This window comes from Bradyrhizobium sp. STM 3562 (assembly GCF_045571435.1).
GTDB lineage: Bacteria > Pseudomonadota > Alphaproteobacteria > Rhizobiales > Xanthobacteraceae > Bradyrhizobium.
Genome location: NZ_CP120694.1, coordinates 4,151,810 through 4,175,474, shown reverse-complemented (window position 1 = coordinate 4,175,474; position 23,665 = coordinate 4,151,810). Strand labels below are relative to the sequence as shown.

30 protein-coding genes are annotated in these 23,665 nt (G+C 62.4%); 16 read left to right on the top strand and 14 right to left on the bottom strand.

What is annotated here, in order from left to right:
* Positions 1 to 2 precede the first annotated feature (2 nt).
* Both P6U23_RS19325 and P6U23_RS19320 read right to left on the bottom strand, forming a co-directional pair.
* Entirely contained in the window at positions 3 to 680 is a 678-nt protein-coding gene (locus P6U23_RS19325; RefSeq protein WP_407181268.1) for a response regulator transcription factor, read from the bottom strand.
* A 484-nt stretch (positions 681 to 1,164) separates the two neighbouring features.
* Positions 1,165 to 1,899 carry a hypothetical protein gene (locus P6U23_RS19320; protein WP_407181267.1) on the bottom strand — a complete coding sequence of 245 codons (735 nt, stop codon included), beginning with the start codon at positions 1,897 to 1,899 and terminating at the stop codon, positions 1,165 to 1,167.
* Between the two features lie 93 nt (positions 1,900 to 1,992).
* Here P6U23_RS19320 and P6U23_RS19315 point away from each other — a divergent pair, with 93 nt between their 5' ends.
* From P6U23_RS19315 to P6U23_RS19300, 4 genes are all read left to right on the top strand, one after another.
* Complete coding sequence (locus P6U23_RS19315) at positions 1,993 to 3,174, top strand: efflux RND transporter periplasmic adaptor subunit (protein ID WP_407181266.1); 1,182 nt, start codon at positions 1,993 to 1,995, stop codon at positions 3,172 to 3,174.
* Positions 3,171 to 6,281, top strand: coding sequence for an efflux RND transporter permease subunit (locus tag P6U23_RS19310; protein WP_407181265.1), 3,111 nt, complete (start codon positions 3,171 to 3,173; stop codon positions 6,279 to 6,281). Before P6U23_RS19315 ends, P6U23_RS19310 begins: the two co-directional genes overlap by 4 nt.
* Before the next feature lie 34 nt (positions 6,282 to 6,315).
* A complete protein-coding gene (locus P6U23_RS19305) occupies positions 6,316 to 6,717 on the top strand; it encodes a cupin domain-containing protein (protein ID WP_407181264.1) in 402 nt (133 codons plus the stop codon).
* Between the two features lie 163 nt (positions 6,718 to 6,880).
* Positions 6,881 to 8,356 carry a cytochrome-c peroxidase gene (locus tag P6U23_RS19300; protein ID WP_407181263.1) on the top strand — a complete coding sequence of 492 codons (1,476 nt, stop codon included), beginning with the start codon at positions 6,881 to 6,883 and terminating at the stop codon, positions 8,354 to 8,356.
* Positions 8,357 to 8,410: 54 nt separating this feature from the next.
* Here P6U23_RS19300 and P6U23_RS19295 read toward each other — a convergent pair whose 3' ends face one another.
* The 3 genes from P6U23_RS19295 to P6U23_RS19285 all read right to left on the bottom strand — a co-directional run bounded on the left by P6U23_RS19295 (position 8,411) and on the right by P6U23_RS19285 (position 10,619).
* Complete coding sequence (locus tag P6U23_RS19295) at positions 8,411 to 8,713, bottom strand: hypothetical protein (protein WP_407181262.1); 303 nt, start codon at positions 8,711 to 8,713, stop codon at positions 8,411 to 8,413.
* A gap of 327 nt (positions 8,714 to 9,040) precedes the next feature.
* On the bottom strand, positions 9,041 to 9,490 hold the full coding sequence (locus P6U23_RS19290) for a DUF305 domain-containing protein (RefSeq protein ID WP_407181261.1): 450 nt from the start codon (positions 9,488 to 9,490) through the stop codon (positions 9,041 to 9,043).
* 259 nt (positions 9,491 to 9,749) lie between these two features.
* The gene (locus tag P6U23_RS19285) at positions 9,750 to 10,619 is read right to left on the bottom strand and encodes a DUF2066 domain-containing protein (RefSeq protein ID WP_407181260.1); all 870 of its coding nucleotides are present in this window, start codon (positions 10,617 to 10,619) and stop codon (positions 9,750 to 9,752) included.
* 281 nt (positions 10,620 to 10,900) lie between these two features.
* Between P6U23_RS19285 and P6U23_RS19280 the strand changes: the two genes are divergently transcribed.
* Positions 10,901 to 11,449: a hypothetical protein gene (locus tag P6U23_RS19280; RefSeq protein WP_407181259.1), complete on the top strand. Its 549-nt coding sequence runs from the start codon at positions 10,901 to 10,903 to the stop codon at positions 11,447 to 11,449.
* Positions 11,450 to 11,494: 45 nt separating this feature from the next.
* On the opposite strand, the gene greA is transcribed toward P6U23_RS19280, so the two are convergent.
* Both greA and P6U23_RS19270 read right to left on the bottom strand, forming a co-directional pair.
* On the bottom strand, positions 11,495 to 11,956 hold the full coding sequence (gene greA / locus P6U23_RS19275) for a transcription elongation factor GreA (RefSeq protein ID WP_407181258.1): 462 nt from the start codon (positions 11,954 to 11,956) through the stop codon (positions 11,495 to 11,497).
* Between the two features lie 80 nt (positions 11,957 to 12,036).
* On the bottom strand, positions 12,037 to 12,561 hold the full coding sequence (locus P6U23_RS19270; RefSeq protein WP_407181257.1) for a septal ring lytic transglycosylase RlpA family protein: 525 nt from the start codon (positions 12,559 to 12,561) through the stop codon (positions 12,037 to 12,039).
* Positions 12,562 to 12,845: 284 nt separating this feature from the next.
* Between P6U23_RS19270 and P6U23_RS19265 the strand changes: the two genes are divergently transcribed.
* The 11 genes from P6U23_RS19265 (at position 12,846) to P6U23_RS19215 (ending at position 18,358) form a co-directional block, all read left to right on the top strand.
* Positions 12,846 to 13,238, top strand: a complete 393-nt coding sequence (locus P6U23_RS19265; RefSeq protein ID WP_407181256.1) for a hypothetical protein — start codon at positions 12,846 to 12,848, stop codon at positions 13,236 to 13,238.
* A 249-nt stretch (positions 13,239 to 13,487) separates the two neighbouring features.
* Positions 13,488 to 13,733 (top strand): hypothetical protein, encoded by a 246-nt coding sequence (locus tag P6U23_RS19260; protein WP_407181255.1) that lies wholly within the window; start codon positions 13,488 to 13,490, stop codon positions 13,731 to 13,733.
* A gap of 165 nt (positions 13,734 to 13,898) precedes the next feature.
* Positions 13,899 to 14,849: a hypothetical protein gene (locus P6U23_RS19255; RefSeq protein WP_407181254.1), complete on the top strand. Its 951-nt coding sequence runs from the start codon at positions 13,899 to 13,901 to the stop codon at positions 14,847 to 14,849.
* Between the two features lie 78 nt (positions 14,850 to 14,927).
* The gene (locus P6U23_RS19250) at positions 14,928 to 15,140 is read left to right on the top strand and encodes a hypothetical protein (protein WP_407181253.1); all 213 of its coding nucleotides are present in this window, start codon (positions 14,928 to 14,930) and stop codon (positions 15,138 to 15,140) included.
* Positions 15,141 to 15,206: 66 nt separating this feature from the next.
* Positions 15,207 to 15,428 carry a DUF2171 domain-containing protein gene (locus P6U23_RS19245; RefSeq protein WP_407181252.1) on the top strand — a complete coding sequence of 74 codons (222 nt, stop codon included), beginning with the start codon at positions 15,207 to 15,209 and terminating at the stop codon, positions 15,426 to 15,428.
* A gap of 315 nt (positions 15,429 to 15,743) precedes the next feature.
* Complete coding sequence (locus P6U23_RS19240; protein WP_024510214.1) at positions 15,744 to 16,067, top strand: helix-turn-helix transcriptional regulator; 324 nt, start codon at positions 15,744 to 15,746, stop codon at positions 16,065 to 16,067.
* Positions 16,064 to 16,492, top strand: a complete 429-nt coding sequence (locus P6U23_RS19235; protein WP_407181251.1) for an SRPBCC family protein — start codon at positions 16,064 to 16,066, stop codon at positions 16,490 to 16,492. The genes P6U23_RS19240 and P6U23_RS19235 overlap by 4 nt, the downstream gene beginning before the upstream one ends.
* 169 nt (positions 16,493 to 16,661) lie before the next feature.
* Positions 16,662 to 17,141, top strand: a complete 480-nt coding sequence (locus P6U23_RS19230; RefSeq protein ID WP_407181250.1) for a DUF1801 domain-containing protein — start codon at positions 16,662 to 16,664, stop codon at positions 17,139 to 17,141.
* A gap of 58 nt (positions 17,142 to 17,199) precedes the next feature.
* Positions 17,200 to 17,634 (top strand): DUF1801 domain-containing protein, encoded by a 435-nt coding sequence (locus P6U23_RS19225; protein ID WP_407181249.1) that lies wholly within the window; start codon positions 17,200 to 17,202, stop codon positions 17,632 to 17,634.
* 311 nt (positions 17,635 to 17,945) lie between these two features.
* Positions 17,946 to 18,173, top strand: a complete 228-nt coding sequence (locus tag P6U23_RS19220; RefSeq protein ID WP_407181800.1) for a hypothetical protein — start codon at positions 17,946 to 17,948, stop codon at positions 18,171 to 18,173.
* The gene (locus tag P6U23_RS19215; RefSeq protein WP_407181519.1) at positions 18,095 to 18,358 is read left to right on the top strand and encodes a septal ring lytic transglycosylase RlpA family protein; all 264 of its coding nucleotides are present in this window, start codon (positions 18,095 to 18,097) and stop codon (positions 18,356 to 18,358) included. The genes P6U23_RS19220 and P6U23_RS19215 overlap by 79 nt, the downstream gene beginning before the upstream one ends.
* An 11-nt stretch (positions 18,359 to 18,369) precedes the next feature.
* Here the strand turns inward: P6U23_RS19215 and P6U23_RS19210 are convergent, their stop codons facing one another.
* From P6U23_RS19210 to P6U23_RS19180, 7 genes are all read right to left on the bottom strand, one after another.
* Positions 18,370 to 18,540 (bottom strand): hypothetical protein, encoded by a 171-nt coding sequence (locus P6U23_RS19210; protein WP_407181248.1) that lies wholly within the window; start codon positions 18,538 to 18,540, stop codon positions 18,370 to 18,372.
* An 82-nt stretch (positions 18,541 to 18,622) separates the two neighbouring features.
* Positions 18,623 to 18,856 (bottom strand): hypothetical protein, encoded by a 234-nt coding sequence (locus P6U23_RS19205; protein ID WP_407181247.1) that lies wholly within the window; start codon positions 18,854 to 18,856, stop codon positions 18,623 to 18,625.
* A gap of 69 nt (positions 18,857 to 18,925) precedes the next feature.
* Positions 18,926 to 19,762 carry a metal-dependent phosphohydrolase gene (locus P6U23_RS19200; protein ID WP_407181246.1) on the bottom strand — a complete coding sequence of 279 codons (837 nt, stop codon included), beginning with the start codon at positions 19,760 to 19,762 and terminating at the stop codon, positions 18,926 to 18,928.
* Positions 19,763 to 20,253: 491 nt separating this feature from the next.
* The gene (locus P6U23_RS19195; protein ID WP_407181245.1) at positions 20,254 to 21,135 is read right to left on the bottom strand and encodes a hypothetical protein; all 882 of its coding nucleotides are present in this window, start codon (positions 21,133 to 21,135) and stop codon (positions 20,254 to 20,256) included.
* 230 nt (positions 21,136 to 21,365) lie between these two features.
* On the bottom strand, positions 21,366 to 22,016 hold the full coding sequence (locus P6U23_RS19190) for a L,D-transpeptidase (protein ID WP_407181244.1): 651 nt from the start codon (positions 22,014 to 22,016) through the stop codon (positions 21,366 to 21,368).
* Between the two features lie 102 nt (positions 22,017 to 22,118).
* Positions 22,119 to 22,376, bottom strand: a complete 258-nt coding sequence (locus P6U23_RS19185) for a hypothetical protein (protein ID WP_024510222.1) — start codon at positions 22,374 to 22,376, stop codon at positions 22,119 to 22,121.
* A 67-nt stretch (positions 22,377 to 22,443) separates the two neighbouring features.
* Positions 22,444 to 23,535, bottom strand: coding sequence for a DUF2778 domain-containing protein (locus P6U23_RS19180; protein ID WP_407181243.1), 1,092 nt, complete (start codon positions 23,533 to 23,535; stop codon positions 22,444 to 22,446).
* Positions 23,536 to 23,665 lie beyond the last annotated feature (130 nt).

Sequence of the window (23,665 nt, the reverse complement as noted above, 5' to 3'; positions counted from 1 at the left end):
CATCACGAGGCGCTGCGCAAGATAAAGCCGGCGCCCCGGACATTGTGGATCATGGGCGCCTCACCCGCCTCGTCCACCTTGTGCCGCAGGCGGCCCATATGCACGTCGACGAGATTGGTCGCGGGGACGAATTTGTAGTTCCAGACCTCTTCCAGCAGCATGGCGCGTGTCAGCAACTGATCGCTTCGCCGCATCATGTATTCAAGCAGCCGGAATTCGCGTGGCAAGAGGTCGATCTGCCGGTTGCCGCGTTTTGCCGTGCGTTTGAGCAAATCCAGTTCAAGCTGCCCGACCCGCAACGTGGTCTCGCGGGTTTCCACGGGCCGGCGCAGCAGAGCCTCGATCCGCGCGACGAGCTCGACGATGGCGAACGGCTTGGTGAGGTAATCGTCCCCGCCCATGCGCAAGCCGCGCACGCGGTCGTCGACGGCACCCAACGCGCTCAGCACCAGCACCGGCGTCGAAAACTGATCCTTGCGCAGGGTTTCGATGACGGTGAGGCCGTCCATCCCCGGCAGCAGCCGGTCCACGATCATGGCGTCCGGCCGCAATGCGCGCGCCTTGTTCAGACCATCGACGCCGTCTGCGGCCCATGCCACCTCAAAGCCCCGGTCGGCAAGCTCGGCGGAGATCTCCTCAGCCGTTTCACCGTCATCTTCGATGAGAAGTACCTTGGTCATCCACTTGGCCCCGACTGCCGCCCCGATATTGGCTGCGTGCCCATCGCGCTTATCCGAAAGCATATGCCTCTGAGCAGGCAGCGCCAGCGTATCGATGGCGGCAAGACATCGCGTTTACGCTCGTGAGAGCCGGACAGCGACGCCCGCCCCTCTGAGGAGGAGGCATGAAGGGGCGGCGCGCGCTGTCCTCTCTGCGGCCTGGTCCGCCGCCTTCCTGGCAAGCTCGGCGGGACCGCTCGTGGACAGAGTTATGCGCGACGAACGGCCTCCGCTATTAAATAGCGTTTTAATGTTGTCCTTGCCCCGCGAAGAGCCGATCAGATTTTTCGGGATTCAGTTGCGATCTCTTCGGCACAAAACCGGGCGAGCATCCCGAGACGCGCGCTCAAGATCAAGTGATGACGCGACCAGCTCGCGCGTATGCGCTTGTTTCGACGCCGCTTGTGATCGAGCGCGCGTGCGCGCGCCGCATACTAAAAACTTTTTAAGTCGAACTCGCGCGCGATCCTGACCATCTTGATCGGCAGCCGCGACAGGTCGCGCACCGCTCACCGTCCATCGCGTTCGAGGAGTCCGTCATGAAACACCTTCTGATCGTCGCAGTCATCTCGCCACTCCTCGCAGGCTCCGCATTCGCGCAGATGGCCGTGACGCCCACGCCTTCACTGTCCGCGACATCGCCTCTCGGAATTGATCCAACCACGCCGGTCGGCGGCAGCGGAATCCCGCTTGGCGCGACAGAGATTATTTCTCCTGGCGTAAGCCCGGCGCCGACGTCGACCGGCACGGTCGGCCCCTCCGGATGCGCGACCATCGGCACGTCGCCCTCGACGATGTTCGGGTCGACGGCCACATTTGATGGCGGCGGCACGACTCTCGGCGCCACCGCGCCCGCCACAACGGCTAGCACGATGTCGATGTCGGCGTCGCCAACCTCGACCATGATCGACACGTCGGGCATGTCCGGTATGTGCGGTTCCGGTTCGTCCAACATTGTAACGTCGTCGACGCCGACGACACCGGCTGCGCCCGGCGGTCTCGCGCGGCCTGGCATTCCCCTGGATTCGACCGAGATCGGCAGTCTCGGAGTCAGCTCCGCTGCGGCGATCCCGACCCCGAGCGTCGCCCCGACGCCCGATCTTGTGGTCCCAATGGTTCCGACGATGCCCGTCATCACCTCGCCCACCACGACAACGGCAATGCCAACGACGACAGCCATTTCCTCCCCGAATCCCAGCACCGCGCCCGGCCTCGCAGCGGGAGCCACCCAGCTCCGCTAGGCAAACACATTTCCAACCGCGAGCAAGCAGTCATGAAGAAAGCAGTGGTGGTTTCCGCAAGCCTGCTGGCTGCGGTCGTTGCCGGCGGCCTCCTCTATTCCAGCCATGTCAGTCCGCTGCGGAAGGCGGTCGCAGCTCCGGCGCCGCCCCCGCCAGTCCCGGTCGTCGCCGGCCTGGTCGCCCAGCATGACGTGCCGATCTATCTGAATGGGGTCGGCACGGTGATCGCGTACAACACCGACGTCGTGCGCGCCCAGATCCAGGGCCAGATCACCAGCATCAACTTCACCGAAGGTCAGGCCGTGCATGCCGGCGACCTGCTCGCCCAGATCGATCCGCGTCCCTACCAGGCGCTGATCGAACAATATACGGGGAATCTCGAGCGCGATCAGGCCCAGCTCACCAACGCGCGGGCTAATCTCACGCGCTACAGTCAGCTCGGAGACAAGGGCTGGGCCACGCCACAATTGATCGAAACGCAGAAGGCGCAAGTCGGACAGTTGCAGGCGGCCATCAAGACCGACAAGGCCCTGATCGACGCGGCCAACGTGCAGCTCAGCTATACCCGGCTGACTTCGCCGATCGAGGGCGTGGTCGGGATCCGTCAGATCGATGTCGGCAACATCATCAGCCCGTCAACGACGAACGGCCTCGTCGTAGTCACCCAGCTCGATCCGATCTCGCTCATCTTCACCTTGCCCGAAACGGTGCTGCCGCAGATCCAGCGCCGGCAGCAAGAGACCAAGGCCCCGTTGCCCGTCCTCGCCTACAGCCAGGACAATACGATCCGGCTTGCCGACGGCCAACTTGCGCTCGTCAACAATGAAATCCTGCAGACCACCGGCTCCATCCAACTCAAGGCGAACTTCCCCAACAAGTCGCGCGCGCTATGGCCGGGCGAGCTCGTCAACGCGCGCCTGCTCGTCGATCTCAGGCATAACGGCCTGACGGTCCCGGCTTCCGTCGTGCAGCAGGGCCCGAACGGAGCCTATGCCTATGTCATCGACCCCGACAACACCGTGTCGGTACGCCAGATCAAGGTGGCGCAGATCGCCGACGGCCAGGCGCTCATCGATGCGGGACTGAAAGCCAACGAGCAAGTCGTCGTTGACGGACAATACAAGCTGCAGCCGGGCACGCATGTCACGATCCTGCACGGCAAGGCGGCCGAGGAAGCGGCCGCGCAGGATGCAATGCAGGCGCCGATCCCATGAACATATCAGCTCCCTTCATCCGACGGCCGATCGCGACCGCACTGATCATGGTGGGATTGCTTGCTGGCGGCCTCGTCGCCTATCCGCTCCTGCCGGTGGCGGCGCTGCCCAACATCAACTACCCGACGCTCACGGTCACCGCGCAGTTGCCGGGCGCCGATCCGCAGACCATGGCGTCGTCCGTCGCATCGCCGCTCGAAACGCAGTTCGGGGAGATTCCCGGCCTGAGGCAGATGACCTCGGCCAGCGCCCTCGGTTATACCCAGGTCACGCTGCAGTTCGATTTAAGCCGGCAGATCGACGGCGCCGTGAGCGACACGCTCTCGGCGATCAATGCGGCCAGCCCGTACCTCCCGACGGGCATGCCGTATCCGCCCACCATCCGAAAGGTGAACCCCGCCGACACACCGATTCTCGTGCTGGGCATCACTTCGGACACCCTGCCCATCACCACCGTCGATGCCTATGCGGAAAACATCCTGCAGCAGAAGATCTCGCAGATCTCAGGCGTCGGCCTCGTCGGCGTCGGCGGTCAACAGAAAGCGTCGGTTCGCGTCCAGGTCGATCCGCAGGCGCTCGCTGCGCGCGGCATCAATCTGGAAGACGTGCGCACCGTGCTCGGCCAGGCGAATGTCGACCTCGCGAAGGGCACGCTCAACAGTCCACGCCAGACCTATACGCTCAATACCAACGATCAACTGTTTCAGCCCGACAAATACGCCGACCTCGTCATTGCCTATCGCAACGGATCGCCGGTGCGCCTTCGCGACATTGGTCGCGTCATCAGCGCCCCCGAAAACCACCTGATCGCGGGCTGGTACAATAACCAGCGCGCCATCATTCTGGCGATCCAGCGCCAGCCCGGCGCCAACGTCATCCAGACGGTCCAACGCATCAGGGACATGATGCCGGCCCTTCAGGCGTCAATCCCCGCCGCCATCAAGATCAATGTCATCTCCGACCGGACCGATACGATCCGCTCGTCGGTGGCCGATGTGCAGTTCACGCTGCTGCTCACGGTCGCACTCGTCGTGATGGTCATCTTCATCTTCCTGCGCAGCCTCTGGGCAACCATCATTCCCGCTGTGACCGTGCCGCTGTCCCTGATCGGTACCTTCGCCGTCCTTTACGAACTGGGCTACAGCCTCGACAACCTGTCATTGATGGCGCTGTCGATTGCCGTCGGATTCGTGGTCGACGACGCGGTGGTGGAGATCGAGAACATCACGCGACATATCGAGGAGGGTCTTTCTCCCTATGACGCGGCGATGAAAGGATCCGGCGAAATCGGCTTCACGGTGATGGCGATCACCTTCTCGCTGATCGCCGTGTTCATTCCCCTGTTCCTGATGAGCGGCTATGTCGGACTGCTGTTCCGCGAATTTGCCGTCACCGTCAGCGTCGCCCTCGTGCTTTCGCTCGTGATCTCGCGCACGCTGACGCCGATGATGTGCGCTTACCTGCTCAAGCCCGAGAACAAGCAACATGGTTGGATCTACCGGATATCGGAGCGAGGCTTCGACGGTCTGCTCGGCGTTTATGAGGCGGGATTGAAGATCGTGATGCGCCATCGCTTCACCACGCTCATGGTGATGATCGGCACGATCGTGTTGACCGGATATCTCTACCTGATCATCCCGAAGGGCTTCTTTCCCGAGCAGGATACGGGATTGATCATCGGCCAATCGGAGGCGGCACAGGACATTTCCTTCCAGGCTATGGCCGAGCGCCAGCAGGCCTTGCTCAATGGCATCATGCGAGATCCGGCCGTCGCCAGTGTTGGCTCGGCCGTGGGCGCCGGCGGCGGCACCTACACGATCAACGACGGGCGCGTGTTCATTCAGCTCAAACCCGCTGATCAGCGTGACCCGATCGACAGGGTGATAGCGCGTCTGCGAACCAATCTCGCAAAGATCCAGGGCATCACCCTGTACATGCAGCCCGCCCAGGACATTACGATCGGCGCGCGGCTGAACAAGACGCAGTTTCAATACACCATGAACGATGCCGATCCCGGTGAACTCAACCATTGGGCCGGGCTGTTCCTTGACCGGATCAAGAAGCTGCCCAGCGTCACCGACGTCACCACCGACCAGCTCGCTGCCGGGCCACTGCTCGACATCACGATCAAGCGCGAAGTCGCATCAAGCTACGGCATCCTGCCCTATACCATCGACAACACGCTCGACGACGCGTTCGGCCAACGGATCGTCTCGACCATGTACACCACCTTGCAGCAGTACCATGTGGTGCTGGAGGTGAATCCCAAATTCCAGTATGGGCCGGAGGCGCTCACCGGCATTTACGTCAAATCATCGAGCGGCCAGGAAGTGCCTCTCTCCACGCTGGTCGACAGCGTGGTGAAGGTCGCCCCACTCGTGGTGAACCACCAGGGTCAGTTCCCCTCGGTGACGATCTCCTTCAATCTGGCACCTGGCGCCGCGATCGGCGAAGCCGTCAGCGGCATTCAGGCAATTGAAAGGGAGCTGCACCCAGCGCTCTCATTGCAGACCAGTTTCCAGGGCAACGCGCAAGCGTTCGGTGCATCGCTCAAGAGCACGCCGATCCTCATCGCCGCATCGCTATTTGTGATCTATCTGATCCTTGGCGTGCTTTACGAAAGCACCATCCATCCGATCACCATCATCTCGACGCTCCCCTCCGCCGGCGTGGGCGCACTGCTGCTGCTGATGGCGGCTCACTACGATCTGAGCGTCATTGCCATCGTCGGCATCGTCCTGCTCATCGGCATCGTCAAGAAGAATGGCATCATGCTGGTCGACTTCGCGCTGCAAGCCGAGCAGAATGAAGGGCTGACGACCGAACAATCAATCTATCAGGCCTGCGTCAAGCGATTCCGGCCGATCCTGATGACCACGATGGCGGCCCTGCTCGGCGCCGTACCGATGATGGTGGGGACCGGGGTTGGATCGGAGATTCGCCAGCCGCTCGGCTATGCCATCGTCGGCGGCCTCGCCGTGTCGCAGGTGCTGACGCTCTACACCACGCCTATCGTCTATATCTATCTCGACAGGCTGCAGACCTGGTTGTTCGGGGCGAAGGGGCACAGCCTCGCCGGCAACCCTACGCACGTCCCGGCCGAATGAGTGGCAACTCCAGCTAGGATCAATCGAGCGCAGCATGAATTCCCCTGACATCCAAGTCATCTCACCCGACCAGTTTGACCGTGACACCGCGCAGACGCCGGGCTCCGAGCGGTACGCCGCGATTGCGCCGTCGCTTGGAATTTTCTCCGCCCTTTGGGGTGGCTTGTTTGACGTCAAGCCTGGAGCCAAGACGGGAATCCACCACCATGGTGAGCAGAAAACCATCGCTTACGTCCTATCAGGCGTTTGCGAGATACGTTGGGGCGAGCGGGGGCAGTTCAGCGCCCGCGCCAAGACCGGCGACTTCATCCGCGTCCCTCCATACCTCCCGCACATGGAAATCAACGTCTCGCAGACCCAGCCGTTTCGCTGGATCGTCGTACGCAGCACCGCAACGCCGATCGTCGTCAATTTGCCCGACGACACCTGGCCGTAACCGATCGGCTCCGCAACACGCTCGCGCCTTGCGCAAACCCGTGAACGAGGTCGCTGAAATATCCGGTAAACCGACCGGGGGACACGACTTACGGTCCGAAGCCAGTCCTGGTCGCAGGCCGACCTTCATTCCATTTTGATACAGTAACTTTGATCGGGAAGACATGAAATCGCCGCATCTTCTGTTCCCGGTATCGGCTCTGATCGCTTCTGCCGCACTGACTGCGCCGACCCTGATCGCCGGCGAGCAGTCGCGGCTCTCGCCCGCGGCCCTTCGCGAGATCGAGAAAGTGGAAGCGGAGATCGACCGCATTGAGGTGGAGACGCTCGAGCGGCTGAGCACGCCTCCAGACAACCAGGTGCAGCAGGTCGAACTGCTCGGCAAGGCTATCCTCTACGATAAGCAGCTTTCCGTGAACCGCAACGAGGCCTGCACGTTCTGTCACATGCCGGAGACGGGATTTACCGGACCCGTTTCGGAGTTGAATCGCACCACGGGATCTTATCCTGGATCGGTGCGTACCCGCTTCAGCGAGCGCAAGCCGCAAAGCCACGCCTACGCGCCGCTGTCGCCGGTGCTCCACTACAACGCCGGACAAGGGGATCTTGTCGGCGGCAATTTCTGGGACATGCGCGCAACCGGACGCAGGCTCGGCAATCCCGCCGCGGAGCAGGCCGAGGGACCGCCTGTCAACCCGGTCGAGATGGGCCTTCCAGATGCGGCCTGCTTCGTCTACCGCGCCTCGCGGCGTCCCTATCGCGCGCTGTTCGAGAAGGTGTGGGGCACGCAGGCCTTCGCGGTTAGCTGGCCGACCGACACGGAAACGGTCTGCAACAATCCCGGCCCAGCCCCTGCCAACGATCCCCTGCCGGTGCATCTGAACACGGTCGATCGGGGCCGGATCGCCGCGACATTCGACCAGATGGCGCAATCCATCGCAGGCTACGAGGCTGCGCATGAAGTGACAGCCTTCTCGTCCAAATTCGATGCGGTGCTGGCGCGCAAGGCGCAATTCACGCCACAGGAGCAGGCCGGCTACGAACTCTTTCGCGGCAAGGCGCGTTGCAACGAATGCCACCGCGACGGCGGCCCCGGCGAAGATCCGCTCTTTACCGATTTCACCGCAAGTAACATCGGCATCCCCGCCAATCCTCGCCTTCCCTACTACGCCGAGGGTTCACCCGACGATCGCGGCTATGTCGCCAACAAGAACGGCGCGTCCTTCGTCGACCTCGGCGTCGGCGGCTTTCTCGAGCACGGTCATCCGCTCAGCGATCCCTCGCCGGTCGATGCGCGCTGGCAACCCTTGGCGCCCCAGAATCGCGGACGCTTCCAGGTGCCGACGCTGCGCAATGTCGACAAGCGGCCGAGCCCCGATTTTGTTAAAGCCTACGGCCATAACGCCTACTTCAAGAGCCTCAAGGAAGTCGTGCACTTCTACAACACGCGCGATGTGCTGCCGCGCTGCGCGCCGAACGATCCGCGCGAGGGCACCGGTTGCTGGCCGGGTCCCGAGACGACGGAGAATATGAACAAGAGCAGGATGGGCAATCTCGAGTTGTCGGATGAGGAGGAGAATGCATTGGTGAGCTTCCTGCAGACGCTCACCGACGGCTACAACTCCGGCGACCAGAAATAGAAAGGCCCCGTGGCGCGGGCGAGGAACGCCTCGCCCTTTCCGCGCATCGGCAACTCACCTGCGGTGGTGCCAGCGGTTATGATGGCCAGGGAGTGCGCGCGGCGCGAGATCATAGGCACCATAGCCGTCGTCACAGTTCGTGATACCGCCCCCGATCGCGGCACACGCATGCTTCAAGACCGGCCAGTCAGGGGACAGCCTGGCTGCGGGCGTCGGCCTGCCTCCGTTGAGCACGTCGAGATTGGGATAGAAGAACGCGAACGCGCCCGGCTCCTGGATGGCAGCTTGCGCAAATGCCGGTGTGACCACGGTTGTCGACAGCAGCACGGCCGCGGCGAGAGTCTTCAATGAAACCATTGTCCTTTCTCCGATATCGATCAAATGCGCGCGGCCAAGACGAAGCGATCGCGCTTCACGAGGTGAGCGTGTTGTCCGGACTGCGAGCTATTTGCTTTGTTGCGGCATCCGATCGCGGATGCCCTGCACCAGATGTAGGAAGGCGGCGCGCCTATCCCATTAAATTTGGCTTCACGAAGCTCAACTCGCCTTGAGCGGTGCGTGACACTTCAATAACACAATGCGCGCCATCGCCGCGCCGTGTGACCTGGCTCGCCCAAACCTGTTCGCGAAATTAGTTGGGAAGATCCGAACCGCGCGGCTGACAGCCGCACGGGCTGCACCCGCTCAATGCATGTTCCTTGAGTTCATGCTCGAGCGCTGCTGCGCCGCCTCCGGCCCTGCCGGCGACGCGCCGCCGATGGCGCGCCGCATCTGCGCGATTTCCTGTCCCTGTTGCGTGACAATGCTTTGCGCGAGCTCGCGAAGCTGCTTGTTTTGACCGTATTTGAGCTCTGCTCGTGCCATGTCGATCGCACCTTGATGGTGCGGGATCATCATGGCCACAAAGTCGCGGTCTATATCGCCAGACGGATCGACCATCATGTCCCTGCTCATTTTGCTCATGGCGAGATCATTGTCGATCATGAATCGCTGCTCACTATTGTCCGCTGGCGCAGGCAAGTGGTGCTTGCCCGTCTGATCCTGCGCGAGGGCAAAGGAAGTCGCCGAAACCGACATTGTCGTCGCCAGCGAGATGAGTCGCTTGCGCAGGAATGACCGCGATAGCCAGGCCATGGCAACCTCCATGAGAGCGAAGACTCCGCGGATGTCTCCACCCGGCGGGGTTCAACCGCGCCAATGGTCGCGCACAGGTCCGGCAGTCTCAATTAAAAAGCCGTTTACGATCGTCTCTAACGCGTGAACCCGACCGTCCGAGACATCAACTGAAGTTGAATTCCCTGGAGTCTCGGTGATCGCGCGCGGCCTTGCCTTCGACCGTCGATCACGCGAAGCCGGACAGGTGCTTGCCGCATTTTCGAGCCGCTTGAGAGTCTCAGGGCTCGCCATTGTCCGACAGGATCTGCGCCGCGCCGCCGAGGCCGCGCCGAAAGGCTTCATCGAACGTGACGCCGCGAAGCCGCCATCGGTGCTGTCGGCCTTGCCAGTCGATCTGCCACTCCGTGGCCCATCCGAGCTCCTGATCGCTCCAAACGAGATGTCCGGCGAGCGCTACTTCGCCGCCCAGTTCGGACGCGGCGGACGCGGGCTGCGAGAATGCCGCTGTCGACGCTTCCGCGCGCGTGATGCCCAATTTATCCAGGGCTGCGCTGCTCGGCAGCACGATGCTCATTCCCCGCTTCGTAGCTGCGCCAAGGAGCGATTCACGCTGCAGCTCGGACTGCCGCGCATCCGATGTCACCATGTATTTTCGTGTGCCCTGCTCCATCTCGACGAAGACGGCCAGAACCGGGCGATGCGAAAGCCATGGGTTGAGTCCGAGCGCGCGGAGCAGCTCGTCGACCTTCCCCTCGTCGAACTCGACGTTCAAATCATAGGGCCGATCGCGCGTCCCCTGCTCGTCACGGGTCGGTGTGCCCGCCATCTGGTCGTGATAGCTATAGGCTCTGACGTAATCGCTCGCCTTGGCTTTGTAGGCAGACAACCGTGGATCGCCCGCCAGCTTTTGCGCGCCGGAGACCTGGATCAGAACGTCCTCGAGACAGACGCCAAAGCCGATCATGCGGTTCGGCTCACCCTGACCTGTGACGACGGCCTGCGCGCGATAGAGACTGTCGGCCGCGATCGCCATCGTGCTGCCCGAACAGAGCGGAGCCAGCGCCAGCAACAACACGCTGATGAGCCTTGGTGCCGCGCCGCGGGCGCCGACCTGCCACCGGCAATCCGTCAGATATCGAGTGATCACGCTCACCTCCCGATTTTGAGCGTCCATCATATTAAGCGGCCACTGCTCCTCGATGCACACCAGAAACTCAGCACAGCGCCGCAGACGGTCCCACACAGCCCGGCGTGAATGGGGAACGGTATCCCGCTGCCCACACTCACATGACGCTCGCAATATCAAGGGGACACGGAGGTCGCCCGTCAATTCCAGCCATAATTTGCACTTTTCTCGCCGCTAATGATTGGATTCCAAGCCGGGGCAACGTCGGCAGCGTCCCTGTTGAGTGCAAGACGGAGGGGGCTATGCGCGTCGCGGTGATCGTGGTGTCGCTGTTGGTGGTAGGTACGCCATCGCATGCCTCGGATTCGTGCATGAGCAAGGCCGAGGCGCGCCAGCATTTTGGTTCGGTGCACATCTATTGGCATGGGCCGGATCATTGCTGGGACGCCACGCCGACCCGGCACCGCATCGCCCGTCGCTCGCAATCCAGGACCGACCGGCCGGTTCAGCGGGAGGCCGTCGAGCCAAAATGGCGCGAAGCCATGTCCGAGATGCTGTCAGACCCCGCCCCCGCTCAAGCGCACTCAGCGCATGCGTCCTGGGCGCCTGATACGAGCGAGACAGCGTCCGACGCCCCCGATTGGCGGGACCGCTGGGTGGATATCGCTCAGGTTGCGCCGCCGCGCGCCGGCTACACCGCCGTGACGACGAGTGAAGCGGCCAGTACCGAGCGCAAAATCGAGCCCATGGTTACGCCCGGCGTCGTGATCCTGGTGTTGCCGACACTTATCCTCGTCCTCATAAGCGCCGAGCTTGTGCTCCGCACCGCCCCTTATAGACGGCGATGGTAGGGCTTCGCTAAAAGCGCGCCGATGAATGACACGGCGTAGCGGACGCTACTGGCGAATAGCGGTGATCTCCGCCTCATCCTTGCCGGCGCGCACGACATCTCCCAGTCGCTTGCCAAGCAGCGCTCTGGCCAGCGGCGAGACATGCGAGATCGAGCCTTGGGCCGGATCGGCCTCGTCCTCGCCCACGATCCGGAATGTCTGCTGCCGGCCGTCCTCGCGGAGGATGGTGACGGCGTGTCCGAACTGGACGGTCTCTGCGGTTTGTGTGGGAACGCGCAACTGCGCGGTGCTGCGACGCGCGCTCCAGTAGCGCAGGTCGCGTCCCGCGCTCGCCAGCGCCTCGCGGTCGCCCGCAGCCTGAGCCTCACCATAGGCTGCCCGCGCGGCCTCCAGCGCCTGTTCGATCAAGCCAAGTCCGCGCTCGGTGACCAGATTGGGGTGCTCGGAAACCGGGCGGTCCGGAAGCGAATCGACAAATGTATCTTCGTTGACGAATGCTCTGCTCATGTCCTCTCATGTAAGTGGTCGCAGCAATTTGTCATCAACGGCGCAAGCACCGACGCTCTCTCTCCGCTGTACCGACCGACCTACTGCACAACGTCCAGCTTCACCTTGGCGACCCCCTGGTCGACCATGCCGAGCGCTTCAGCCGCGGATTGGGAGACGTCGACCACCCGCCCCGCAACATAGGGACCGCGATCGTTGACCCGCACCGTGACCGAGCGCCCGGTGGCGACGTTGGTCACGCGCAAGCGTGTGCCGAAAGGCAATGTGGGATGCGCGGCCGTCAATTCGTGCGCATCGAATTTCTCGCCGCTCGCGGTCTCCGACCCCTCGGTATAGAAGCTGGCCATGCCTTGCGACCCCGGCTTCTTCCTCCTGGTATTATCTTCCGATGCGATAGCGGTTCTTCGCAGGAGCTTCACGCGCGCATGCGTCGCGACATGGATGTTCTGATGATGTCCGAGCGCAGCCTGTCGCGTCGGAGCAACCGGCGCCAGGCTATTGCTGACGACGGAAGACTGCGCACACGCCGCAAGCCAGGCTGCACTCAACCCGACGGCCGACAGCTTCGTGAGCCTGCGAACACCGGCAACGGAACTGATCCGCATACACGCGCGGTTTACGCCACAACTCACCTGCAGCATTCTGGCACGACCTGTCGAAGACATCCTGTCCCCCCTGAGTGCCAGCCTCCAGCAACGCCACGTCCGCAGCGAATGGGGGCGGAAGCGTGGCCGCGGACGCACTGGCACGCCGGCGGCGTTACGATTTCACGTTGAGTGTGGCGATCCGGTCACAAATAGCGGCGGCGGTTGCGTGATCCGTCGCCACAAGGATGCATTGCGCGGCAGTGTCGATGACGCTAGCCTTCCCGAAAAACAGGGAGGCAACCATGCGGCACGCGGCATTGATCACGATAACCACAGGCTTGCTCGCGCTTGCGGCGGCGCCCGCTCATGCGGAGCCCCGCTCGGCCTATGTCACGCTGGTTCTGGAGGCGTTCGCCGCGAAGGTGGAATGCCCCGGCACTGACGTCGCGTATCAGGATCTGGTGCAGAAGGCGCAGGAGATGCACCAGCCGGACGGAACGACGGAAGCGGTGCGCAAGGCCATCGCCTACATGCTCACAGGCGGGAAAATGGGCGAACGCGGCGATGACGAGCTGAACAAGGAAGTCGCGCTCGCGGTGCAGTCCACGGACTTCGATCAGAAACGGCTGGGGATGGAAGCGTGGTGCGAGACCGCGAAGCCGACCCTTGCCGGGTTCATTCGCAGCAAGAAATAACCGCGCAGCCTAGTAGGCTCCAGCATGACCGCCGCCGCGCCTGCGGTATTCCGGTGAATTGGCGCGGTCGTCCTGCGGAAACCCCCCTTAAGCAAACAACCCGAATGTCGCGAGAAGGCTCCTTCGCATAGACCAGGGTGCAATGAAGGAGACACGCATGCTCGCAATGTCATTCGGCCTCGTGAGCGTCGGCATGTTCGGTGCTCACATCTATGATTCCGGCACGTCCGACAGCACTGAGCTGCAGCGATGAACGAAGCCAGGTTAACAGGCCTGAAAGCCTCGGCCGCCGTGCTACCGGGTCGTTTGGCGCCGGGCTGGCAGAGCATCGCCGGCGCCCCATACGATCTTGATCTGGAACTCGCGGTCATCGACGCCGAAGGCCCGCACGCCCTCGTCTTCCCCTGCCGCCGCGGTGTTCCCGGCTGGGTCAATGCGGAAACCGCCGATCCCGTTGATGTCCACCCGACACATTGGCGGGAATGGCGCGATTAGCCCTTTGCCTTCGGTTCCGACACGGCCGCGCTGTCAACAGCCCCATACTTTCCATTCCTTGGCCTTGCTTTGGTCAAAACCGGAGTGAGTCTGGGGCAGTCCGACGTCAGCGGAAATCCGACGCCCGCCCTCATTCGGTAACATCGGGCGGAGCAAGGAGGGCCAATGGATTCCACAGTGAAGCCGGAACAGACCGGCGCGCACGATGTCCTGCTCGTGCGCGGGGACGACAAGCCTACAAGTGACTACGAGAAGGTGGTCCGCGAAGAACTCGCGCGTGTGCAGGAGCGGCTTGCCAAGCTTGCCAGCGAACGTGCGCCAGAGCCTCCAAAGGCCGACATCGCGCCCGCCGCCTTGGATCCGAAGATAACGACGTTTCGTCCCACTGTTGTCGACGATCTTCATCGCCCCGGCGAGCGGCACGCGCTCAGGAAGGCCGCGATGAGCGGTGTCACCGCCCTGCTCCTGGCCATGGGCGCGGCCGGCGCCGCGATCGCCTGGCAGTCGCCTTATGCCGATGCGCCCAAAGCCATGATCGAGCATTGGGCACCACAACTTGCCTCGATCTTGTCGCTGCCCTTGGACAGAGCGGCGCCGGCCGCAGAGCCCGCCGCGCCGGCCGTTCAGCAGACGGCCGCGGCGGACACGACCACTCCGCAAGTCCCGGCACAACCAGCGCCGGCACAAGCGGAAAGCCCGCCGCAAGATGCCCCGCCCGCGGTCGCCGCGCCGTCTGCACCGGATGTGGCCCAATTGCTGCAGTCCATGGCGCGCGATCTCGCCAGCCTGGAACAAGGCATGGAGCAGCTCAAGGCCAGTCAGGACCAGCTCGCGCGCGACAATGCGAAACTCGCCGAGCAGCTCAAGACGACCCAGGAGCAGATGACCCGTGTCATGGCGCGGGCCTCCGAGCCGAACCTGCGGCCCAGGCCGCCTGCGCCGAAGCCGGTTGCGCCGCCGCTGCGCAGGCCGGTGACAACGCTTCCGCCGCCGCAGACCATCGCGCCTGCGCAAGCCGCCGCGGCACCGCTCCCGCCACCTGCCCCGGCGCCGCAGTTGCAGGCCGAAGAACCGGACATGCTGGCGGCGCCGCGTCCGCCGAAAGCTGTTCCGTAAGCTGGCCGGCCGCCGACTCCTCCTCACCTGGGCAACCACCTGCGGGCGGGCGCGTTGATGAGGAGCAAGGAGGCAGCCATGACGCAGAAACAGCGCGAGAAGAAGAATGGCGGCTTGCGCATGCGCGCATCCGCCCAAAGCCTCAATCCCGGCGACGAAGCCGCCCCCGGAACTCCCGGCACCGGCGAAGACATCTGCCCGCAGTGCCAAGGCAGCGGCCGCATCGACGGCGCCGCCTGTCCGAATTGCGGCGGCCGCGGCACCATCATCAGGGGCATTGGCGGTGCCTGATTACGGGCGGCGGGCAAGCGTCTGCGCGGTCCGCTCATCTCTCCCTCATCTCGAAGGAGACGCCGCATGGTAAAAACCGAAGACATCAAGGAGCACATGGAGATCGTGGGCAATGATGGCCGCCATGTCGGCACGGTTGACCACGTGGAAAACGGCGAGCTCAAGCTAAGCAAGTCCGACGCACCTGACGGAATGCATCACTTCCTGCCGCTCGCCACCGCCGAATATGTCGACGAGTGCGTGCATCTGAACCGCTCCAGCATCCGCGCGATGGCCGAGTGGTGCTGAGCGCCTCGATCAGCGGAAGGAGCGAAGGTGCCGCGCAGAAATGCGACCCTGCGCGCATGCTTCGATTGCATGCAAAGCAAGACGACGTCGCATCTCTCTACGATCCATCACCAGCGAGGCATAATAGATTCAATCGCATGATGGCAAGTTGACCGTACGCGCCTCACTCCCGCTCGACCGCATCGATCGCAGTGTCAACCCACTCAGACCCACAGCTCCCTTAACGAGCCAATTGGCCGCTCCATTTGCCTGCTTGACTGACACATATCCCTCCGGTTATATGTCAATTAATAGCCACCGGGTTATACATTCCGGATGCGGAACGTTCACGACGTCCTCTTCAGAACGCTCGCCGACCCAACCCGGCGGTCCATCTTCGAGCGGCTATGCCGTGAAGGAGAGCAGACGGTCGGCGCCCTGACGGCGCGGGCCGGAATCTCGCAACCGGCCGTCTCAAAGCATCTCGGCGTCTTGAAGCAGGCCGGGCTGGTGCGCGACCGCCACGAGGGTCGCCAGACGCATTACAGCGCGCAGCTCGGCGCCTTGGCTCCGCTGATCGACTGGACCAGCCAAATGGCCGCCTTCTGGCAAAGCCGGTTTGACCACCTCGAAGATCTGCTCAAAAGGATGGACCAATGAACGAAACGTCGGCCGAAACGCTCTCCGTCGTCGTCGAACGGGAGATGCCTCATCCCGTGGAAAAGATCTGGCGCGCGCTGACGCAACCACACCTGATCGAGGAATGGCTCATGAAGACCGACTTCAAGCCTGTCGTGGGTCACCGTTTCAATTTGCGCGGAGACTGGGGCGGCGTGCTGGACTGCGAAGTCCTCGCGATCGAGCCGAACAGAACGTTGTCCTACACCTGGAATTTTGCGCATGACGATGCGGCTTACAATCTGAAGAGCGTGGTGACCTTCACGCTCACCCCAACCAGCACCGGCACCCATCTGCGCATGGAGCAATCGGGCTTCCGACCGGATCAGAAGCAAGCCTATGGTGGCGCCAAATACGGTTGGCAGAAGTTCTTCGCAAATCTGGAGCAGCTCCTGGCGCGAGATTGAAGTCGGCGCTCGTGCGGTCTCCGATCTGCCATCTTCTGCTTCGGCTTGCTTGGGAGGTTTCATTGAATTGGCACAAGTGGATTTGGCAGCCCCATCGCTGGCTGTCGATTACATTTGCGGCGGCCGTCATTGCCAACGAGCGATACACCGGCGGATGGGAGTGACCGCAATGGCCGCCAAAACCTCCAAGATGCCCAAGACGTCGGCGAAAGTCGCAAAGAAGGCTGCCGCGAAACGGTGCGCTGCGACCCCGCCCCTCCTTGCCGGCGGCAACCCTCAAATCGCGAAGGGCGAGGGTGATGCTCGCGTGCAAGCCTACATCGCGGCCATGCCGGGTTGGAAAAGCGGCGTCGGGCGGCGCATTGATGCGCTCATCGCTCGCACCGTCCCAGGCGTGCGCAAGGCAGTCAAATGGAACTCACCGCTCTACGGGATCGAGGGCCAGGGCTGGTTTCTCGGCCTCCATTGTTTCACGAAGTACGTCAAAGTGGCCTTCTTCCGTGGCACATCGCTGCGCCCTGTCCCGCCCGACGAGTCCAAGAGCAAGGAAACGCGCTATCTGAACATCCATGAGGATGACCAACTCGACGAAGCTCAGTTCGCCGCGTGGGTAAAGCAAGCCAGTCAATTGCCTGGCGAGCGAATGTGAGCGACCAGTGCGAGCGCACTGGTCGCGCGATCTTCAAGCGAGGTGAACGACAACAACCATGAAGAAGGTGACGAACGCCGTGAAGACCATGAAGAGCGAATCGAAGGAAGGAAAAGGCGGAGACTCCCCTTCTCGACTGATAGACGCGAGGATCAAGGAACTCGGCGACTGGCGGGGCGAGATGCTCAGCCGGATTCGTGCGCTGGTGAAGCAAGCTGATCCTGACGTCGTCGAGGAGTGGAAATGGAGGGGCGTTCCTGTGTGGTCGCACGACGGCTTGATCTGCACAGGCGAGACTTACAAGAACGTCGTGAAGATGACCTTTGCCAAAGGTGCGGCTCTCAAGGATTCTTCAGGCCTGTTCAATTCCAGTCTTGACGGAAATACACGGCGCGCCATCGACTTCCACCAAGGCGACGAGATCGACGAACAGGCATTGAAGACGCTTATTCGCGCTGCCGTAGCCCTGAACAAGTCCACAGCCCGACGCTAGCGCATTTCGCCGATGAAGCTGGCGAAATCGAACCAGCGCTTTCGACCAAGCCTTCATCACGAGGACCGAAAGCGACGAAGCGCTCCAGACTGTATCCGCGGAGAAAGTCTGCATTGCTTCGCTGGAGCCTGTCATCGGGCCGCGCTTCGCGCGGACCCGTTGGCTCCCAATGATGCCGCAGGTTGAGCGCGCGTTCTCTCGATTGGCAGGATCCCGGCGACTGCTCCAATCCACGCGATCAAGCATTTCCAAAGCGCAGCGGCACGCGTCGGCGATGCTTTGCACGCTGTCATGCCTGCCGCGCTACACGCATGGCCGGCCCCGACATCGCCATGCTGCAAGCGCAAAATCGTCAAAAACCCAAGCTTGAAGAACGTCCGATACTCGCGATCGACATCTGCAAGGGGTTCTCGCCTTGGCCCGTGCCGCTTTCGCTTCTGTACTCGCCTCATCAGCTCTCCTGTTTGCAATCTCCTCCGCGCAAGCCGAGTCCGGCCTTGCCTCCTATTACGGCGGCCGTGGTCACACTGGTGAAATGACATGCGCGCATCGAACCAAACCGTTCGGCAGCATCATCACCGTTACGCATGGGGGCCGTTCCATCCAATGCCGCGTCAATGACCGTGGCCCCTTCATCCGCGGGCGCATCATCGACGTGTCCATGAGCGCCGCCCGCGCGCTCGGGATGACGCGGTCGGGCGTGGTGCGTGTCTCGATTGAGTGATCGGGCGGCCGTCAAGCCGCCCAATCCATGATCGCGTCGATGAAGGTCTGTGCCTGGCGGATCGCGTCGGCTCTTGTGGCGCAGACTCCCACGGTGACGGTTCTGTCCTGGCGGACTGTCCACTTCCAGCCCTGCGGGAAGCCGATCTCGGCCACCCAATAAGAGATGCCACGATGTTTCACGGAAAATCTCCGGCAACATCACGGCTAATGCGCCAAATCCTCTGCTGTTCCCGCACCGGGGAACGCCTGTGCCGATTGTCGTTCAAATCTGCAGCTCGTCGGGCACACTGCCAAATCGCCTCAGCACCGTTGTTCTGAAATCCGGATAGCCCGTGCGCACGAATGCGACGGCGCCGGCGTGACCAAGGATTGTCCAATAACCCTTGGCGCGCTCGATTGCGGATGCGGGGCTCGCGCATTTGAAAGGCTCCCCCGCAACCAAGCCGTCGTCGGTCAGGTCAATCGGTATGGCAATGAATTGGGCGATGTCACCCATGGCGTTTCCCTCTATTCTTTTTTAAGAAGCCAATGCCGAATTTCGGCAGGGCATGTTGACGCAGATCAACTATTGCTGCGGACCGGACAGCGGGATCTCGCGCTCGGCGCGGAAGACATTGGCGTAAAGGTTGGCAATCCATTGCCGTCCGCTCGAGGTTTTGTTGAGATAGCCGATTTCGGTCTGGATATGCGGCGCCACGCTATTCCAATAGAACTGCGGATAGCGATGGACGATGTCGGCGGGTGATTCATAGCCAAGCTGGCGGTTGATGCCGACCTCTTCGAACTCGTGATACAGCGCGTTGGCCTTCCTGATGTAGTTGGGATCGCCGAGTTGTCCGATGAAGTCGGCCGCGCGAACGATCGAGGCCTCCTCGTCATATTGCTGGCCTTCCGATGGCGGAAATCTCGTGCCTTCGATCGCATCGGCGATGCGCTGCTTATCGAGCGCCGGCATGCCATCAATTCGCCTCATGACATAAAGCTTGGAGCGGTCGACATGGTAAGGCATCAGGCCGGCATCCGATGCGCCGCGCGGAAGCGTCACCTTGCCGCCCATCTCATCGATCAAGAAGCCGTCTTCGCCATCCTCCTCAAACAAGCCGCGCACATAACCGATGTCATGGGCGAGGCATGCGATCATGACGTGGGCATAATCGTCCGCGCTTACCTCGGCGTAGGCCGAGCGACCGCGCAGAATGTCGTGTCCCGCCAGCGTAACCAGCAGCGTATGTTCGATATTGTGATACAGCGCATCGCTGTTTCCGATGCATTCCAGCGCAAGCCGGGCCGCTCCCGGCACGAGGTCCATGAAGGGAGCCTTCGAAGAGCCGAAACGACTTTGCATGAAGCGCCGGAGAAACTCCTCCAACGCGCCGACCGCCAGCTCAGGTAAGGTGATCATGAATGCCGCCCCTCTCTGCTCCCGCAACCGTGCAGATTCCTGACATCCCATGTCATCGCCGATCGAGTTCCAGGATAGCGCATCTCCTCGCCAACAACCATAAGCCCGGCGCCATACGGCTTGACAGTCCTTCTCGATCGGAGTTGCATGAGGCATGTCGCCACTGGCGACAAATCTCGAGAGAGAGGAGGTTTTGATGACGCCACCTCCGCAGAGACAGCCGCATAGTGCGACGGGATACGTTCGGACCGTGGCATAGCGGCGAACACGCGAACGGCACGCCGGGAGAAGGTTTTGCGGGCCGCATCAGTGAGGCAAGGCCCCTTACCTCCCCGGCTGTGTGTCCGGTGTGAAACTCCTGCGTACCACAGTGCAGACGGCCGATGGTCCGGCCGAACCATATGCCTCCCGCAGCTCAGAGGAGCTGAGCGGAAGCAACATCCTCAAGCCTTAGCAACGTCCAGCCGGTGATCGATCAGGATCGCCGCCGTTCAGGCGACACTGACTTGAGCGCCTGCCTGTTCGTCCGCAGCAAGCGCATCGAGATCGACGAGTTCCGGACCATCGGGAGCGCCGTCGCTGTTGCCTCCAGTACCGTGAACATGCATCAGCGTCTGCACGCGGCGGGCGTTGAGATAGTCGACATGCTGATGCCGCAGCGCAAGCGGCAGCAATGTTTTTGGCAGTTCGACCAGCGCGAAGGCCGGCACTTTGCGCACCTCGCTACCTTCCCGCCAGAGCAACGGATTGAGCGTGTAGATCACTTGCCGCTCGATCTCGGGAACCTTCGGCTGCGCGGCCTCGGGGGGTGGCAGCAACGGGACATTGGCATTGCCGGCGCGCGTGCGCATGGCAAGGCTCCGCAGCTCCCAGCAAACGAGATCGGCGGCCGAGAGGACCTCTCCGCGCACGGCATCGACGCTGGCGGAGAACGTCGTGGCCTCCGGCGACGACACCGCGCTTTTTGTTACGGCGTCGACCAGCGCCGCGGCACCAGCGGCAAATCCGGGCACGGCCTGCTCGATCGATGCGGCAAGCGACTCGATCTGGTCGGCCAGCAATTCACGCTCGCGCTGCGATCTCGCATCCGCCAAGGCGCGTTCGGTAGCAACGATTTGCTGGTCGATTTCCACCAGCGCGGCACGCAGGGTCCTGGCGCGATCTTCCACCAAGCGCAGCTTGGCTTCCGCACGTTCCAGCTTGGCATTGCTGGCGCCGGCCACCGCCAGCCGCTCGGCCTCGGCGCGGTGCTCCGCAAGCACTGTTTCGGTCGCGCTGAGGCGGCCGGCGAGCTTGTCTCGCTCGACCTGTTTGCTCTTGAGCGCAGTCGCGAAGCGCTCGACCGGGCTGAGCTCACGCTTGAAAAAGGCCATGGCAACGTCCCCGCGATAGGCGCGACGATCTGCCGAATCAACCGGCGGATCCAATGCTACGCGACCTAATCGCGAAGTTGGATAAGATTGCGGCTCAGCCGCACCGTCTATGCACGGCTTTTAGAGGCGAGATCATGATCCGATTAAGCGGCATCGGAATCATGATCTGATCTCTTTGTTTGAACATGGAGCTTTTCGGAAAAGCGGCTTCCGCTTTTCCGAATCATGCTCTAGCTGCGACGGCCAAAGAGAGCAGCGGTGGAATTCTGACCAGGCGGCAAGACGACCACGGTCGTCCCGAGCTTCACCCGATTGAAGAGATCGACGACGTCCTCGTTGGTCATGCGGATGCAACCGGACGAGATCGCCTGGCCGATATATTCGGGCTGGTTGGTGCCATGGATGCGATACAGCGTGTCCTTGCCGCCTTCATAGAGGTAGAGCGCCCGCGCGCCCAACGGATTGGCCGGACCGCCAGCGACGCGCTTGGGGTAAGGACCGAGTCGCTCCTGGATCTCCTGAGTCGGAATCCAATCCGGCCACTCGGACATGCGGCCCACGGTGGCGACGCCGGACCACGCCATCGCTTCTTCCCCCACCGCAACGCCATAGCGGATCGCCTTGCCGTTCGGCAGCACGTAATAGAGGTAGCGCGCGTCGGTATCGACCAGGATCGTGCCAGGCTGCTCCTTACGCGTATAATCAACGATGTGCCGCTGGAATTGTTGTGGGATCTGCGCCTGTGCATAGGGCGGATGGGCCAGGAGCTGCCGGTCCCTCGGCGTCAAAACCGCATCCGATGTCGGTGACAGCGTTGCCTGCATGCAACCGCCGAGCACCAACACTCCTATCAGCGCCACCGCGTGCCCAAATCTCGACATCGCCCGCCCTCCAACGCTACATTAACTATATTGGCTGCCTCAATCGTGCTGAAATGATGGCAGCGTACAATCAAACCAACTTGAGCGCGAGTTCGCTCGCGCTCACAAAAGCTTGGAGCTGACGAACAGCGCACGCACCGCATCGGTTGCCTGCACCGTCAGCATCGCATCGTCTGCAGCGCGCTCCAGCAAAGCGAGAGCATCGCCATACAAGGAGCGAAACTCCATCCACTCGATCTTGCTGTACTCGGTCAAAAACCGATAGGCCTGACCGACGGTCGCGATCGAAACCGTATCGCCGTTCAACCTGATCCTGAACGTCGTGCGCAGCGGCGTTTCGGAAGCGACCGCCTTGCTCATTTCCGGGTTCGACGACGACACAACAGAGGTCCGAATTCGCGGGACGCATTGCCCGCGGAGACAAGCGTCAAGACTGCGAGGTGGCCCGCTGCGAGGCCGACACCGCATGATTCAGGCTGGGCACGACGACAAGGCGATGGATCTCTCCGTCGTTGTAGGCCTTCAGGAAACGCTCATAGTTCTTGATCGACACGCAGCCGTTCGAGTCGCCCTCAGGCCCAAGCATGTAGGGGTGCACGAGCAGCCCGGATCGTCCGAAAATGCTGCTGCCGTCGGCCGGCGTCATCCGCAAAGCCGGAACGCCATGAAACAGCTTTTCCCGGGGCTTCAAGTCGTACACCGCCGGCGGGGTTGCACCGACCATCCGCTGGTCGACATGGCCGGGATCGTCTCTCAGGCCGCCCATGCCGGAATGCGCCTCGAGACTCACACCGCCAGGCAGATAAACGGCACGTGCGGAAATATCGTAGACGGCCGTGGTACTGTCGTAACCGAGCGCCGCGAGATCCGGTCCGTGACGCATCAGCCCGCTCTCCGGCGTGAGCGAGGCGAGCGTGACACGTCCCGGCAGCAAATCGGAGAGCTTGTCAAGCAGCGTGCGGTTGTCCGCTTTCGGCGCATTGTCAGGCTGGCTCGGAGGCAGGCTCGCTTGCGCGTCCAGGCTTGCCACAACCACCGGGCGCGGCTTCGGCAATGGAATGCTGCTCGCCGTCACCGCTGGCTTGCCCTCGTCGGCCGATTTGGCCTCGTCGGCGGTTTTGGCATCTTCGGCCGGCTTGGCATCGGTGGATGATCTGAGGTCCTCGATCGCGGCAAACCGCCAATCGCCATACATGAGCTGCTGAGCCAGCAGGGCCTTGGCGTCCCAAAGCTTGGTTTCGATCGCGGTCAGCGCCCGACGATCGAGGGACTGCAGTGCAGGCACGTCCCCTGTCCGTTCGCGCCCAGAGATAGCCGCGAAACGATCCTGGAACGAAAGGTGATCCGAGCCGGGGGGCAATGCTGCGGATGCGAAAGAGCTGGTCTGGCTGGAATCAGCAATCCAGGCAGCCGCTCCCGCTGATAGAGCGAGAGCGGCGAGGACAAGCACCACCCTCTCGGACCGCCCCATGGAGCGGCGCGACGGCAGCCTGTCAGCCTTCGTTGCGTCGAAAGCCATCAACTCCCCAAGTCCCAACTCCCGAAGTCCACACCCCAAAGTCCACGCCTACGGAGCAAGCGCCCCGCAGGGATTCTCTACCAGCCAAGAACAATATGAGGCCCCAAAGTGCGGCAGATTCGAGACAAGA